Annotated in this window: 1 protein-coding gene and 3 pseudogenes; 2 read left to right on the top strand and 2 right to left on the bottom strand. The window is 63.7% G+C overall.

Annotated elements, in window-relative coordinates:
* Window positions 1–298 (bottom strand): annotated as a pseudogene (locus Q0632_RS22180) (histone deacetylase family protein); the annotation flags it as partial.
* 222 nt (window positions 299–520) lie between these two features.
* Between Q0632_RS22180 and Q0632_RS22185 the strand changes: the two are divergent.
* A pseudogene (locus tag Q0632_RS22185) lies at window positions 521–637 on the top strand (sodium-dependent bicarbonate transport family permease); the annotation flags it as partial.
* A 164-nt stretch (window positions 638–801) separates the two neighbouring features.
* Here Q0632_RS22185 and Q0632_RS22190 read toward each other — a convergent pair.
* Window positions 802–975 (bottom strand): annotated as a pseudogene (locus Q0632_RS22190) (DeoR family transcriptional regulator); the annotation flags it as partial.
* Between the two features lie 213 nt (window positions 976–1,188).
* Here Q0632_RS22190 and Q0632_RS22195 point away from each other — a divergent pair.
* The coding region (locus Q0632_RS22195) for a hypothetical protein (RefSeq protein ID WP_298934391.1) at window positions 1,189–1,963 on the top strand (775 nt) is incomplete at its 3' end.

The following is a 1,963-nucleotide window of genomic DNA, read 5'->3' on the forward strand; positions in this document are numbered from 1 at the left end:
CGTCCAGCGCATGGCGCGCGCCGATCGCCACGTTGTTGAAGAAGCAGAAGCCCATGGTCTCGTCGCGCGTGGCATGGTGGCCTGGCGGGCGCACGGCGCAGAAGGCGTTCTCGACCTCGCCGCGCACCACCGCCTCGGTGGCCGCCACCGCCGCGCCGGCCGAGCGCAGCGCCGCACGCCAGGTGCCGGGGCACACCACCGTGTCAGGGTCCAGGTGGCGGCTCTCGCCGTTGGCCTGCACCTGTTCCATGAATTCACGCAGCTGGGTGACGTAGTTGACCGTGTGCGCCCGCTCCACCTGTTCCAGCGTGGCCAGCGGTGCGTCGCGCTGGTCGAGGGCGATGAACGCCTGCTTCTGTCGGGCAGCGCCTCGGCCGAGGAGACAGGCTGGAACGCGGCCCTTGACCTTGACTTCAACCGGATCGCGACGGACCAGCTGCTGAAGCTTTGGCCCGTCTCCGCCGTCCCGAAGACCCGCCTGTGGTTCGCTGACAACGTGGGCCAGGGCCAGCTTTCCGACGTGCAGGCCGCCCTGCGCCTGCCCGAGGCGCTGTACGAAACGCTGTCGATCTACCTGCTGCTGGCCATCGGCCTGAAGGGCGGCATCGAGCTGTCGAAACAGCCGCTGGCGGCGCTGGCGCCGCAGGTGCTGGACGACAAGGGCAACGTCGTGGCCACGCCCACGCACAGCTCGGCCGGCGATGTCAGCATCACCTCCACCGGCGGCAGCATCGAAGAGAACTTCGTCGACGATGCGCCCGACGTGGTGGCCGATGTGCTGACGCTGCGCGCGGCCACCGGCATCACCGGTTTCGAGGTGGCGGCCAACACGCTGGACGCCAGCACCACGGTCTCGGCCGCGCGCTCGTGCAAGGCCCGCTTGACGGCCGCTTCTTCGGCATCGCCGGTGCTCAGTCCGGCCTCGGGGTGCACGCCCGTCACGCCCATGAAGTAGGTGTCGGCGCGCAGGCGCGCGGCCGGGTCGCGGGGTGCGCGGGCGGCCGGTCGGCTCACGTTGCAAAACGGGCATGTGGCGTCACGCCGCCGAGCGTAGCCCATGCCGCCCTGCCGGGCGGCGCCGATGCCCGCGCCGGCAGGCAGCCGATGATTTGACGATGTAACTCAGTTACTCAATAATCCTGGGGTAAGTTACTACCGCGGCCCCGCCGCCTTTGCGTCATGCCCGCCATGCCCGCCGTCCCTGACTACACAGGCAAGACAGGACCTCAAATCGCCAACGCCAAAGCAGATTATGCCACAGCGCTACAAGTCTACAACACTGCCCACTCCCTCGAAAAGCAGCTCAAGAATCAAATCATCAAGGCGGTCCCTCGTCTCTTCATCGGCGAACTCGAACATCCAGCGCATGGCTATGCTTTGGTAACTACCCGTGAACTACTCACCCATCTTATGTCCAACTATGGCACGCTCAACGCAGAAGACCTACAGGACAACCTCAACCAGTTGGGCAAACCGTGGGATTTGGATATGCCGATCGAAACGATTTTCAACAACGTCGCCAAATGTTGTCTACTTGCAGAAGAAGGGGGCGATCCAATCACCGAGCAGACCGCCGTCCGCACCATTCTCCAAGCCTTCAACAACAGCAACCTCTTCGAGCATGCTGTCCGCGAATGGCGCAACAAGCCCGAGGCCGAGAAGACCGTCAAGAACATCCGCACCCATTTCCAGGAAGCCAATCGCATGCGCCTCAAGGATAATCCGACCAAACGCTCGGAAAAAGCCTTCGCCACCAAGGAGAAAGCAGGAACCACGCCCAACGCAACCCAAGTAACGGAACCGGCCGTGAACGCTAACCAAGGACGCTACTACTGCTGGACCCACGGGGGTACCTACAACAAGAATCACACGAGCAAGACTTGCACCAAGAAGGCGGAAGGCCACAATTGCGAGGCGACGTTCGAGAACATGTTGGGAGGCAACAATACCCTACAGCGCAAAC

The organism is uncultured Ramlibacter sp. (assembly GCF_936925435.1).
Lineage (GTDB): Bacteria > Pseudomonadota > Gammaproteobacteria > Burkholderiales > Burkholderiaceae_C > Ramlibacter.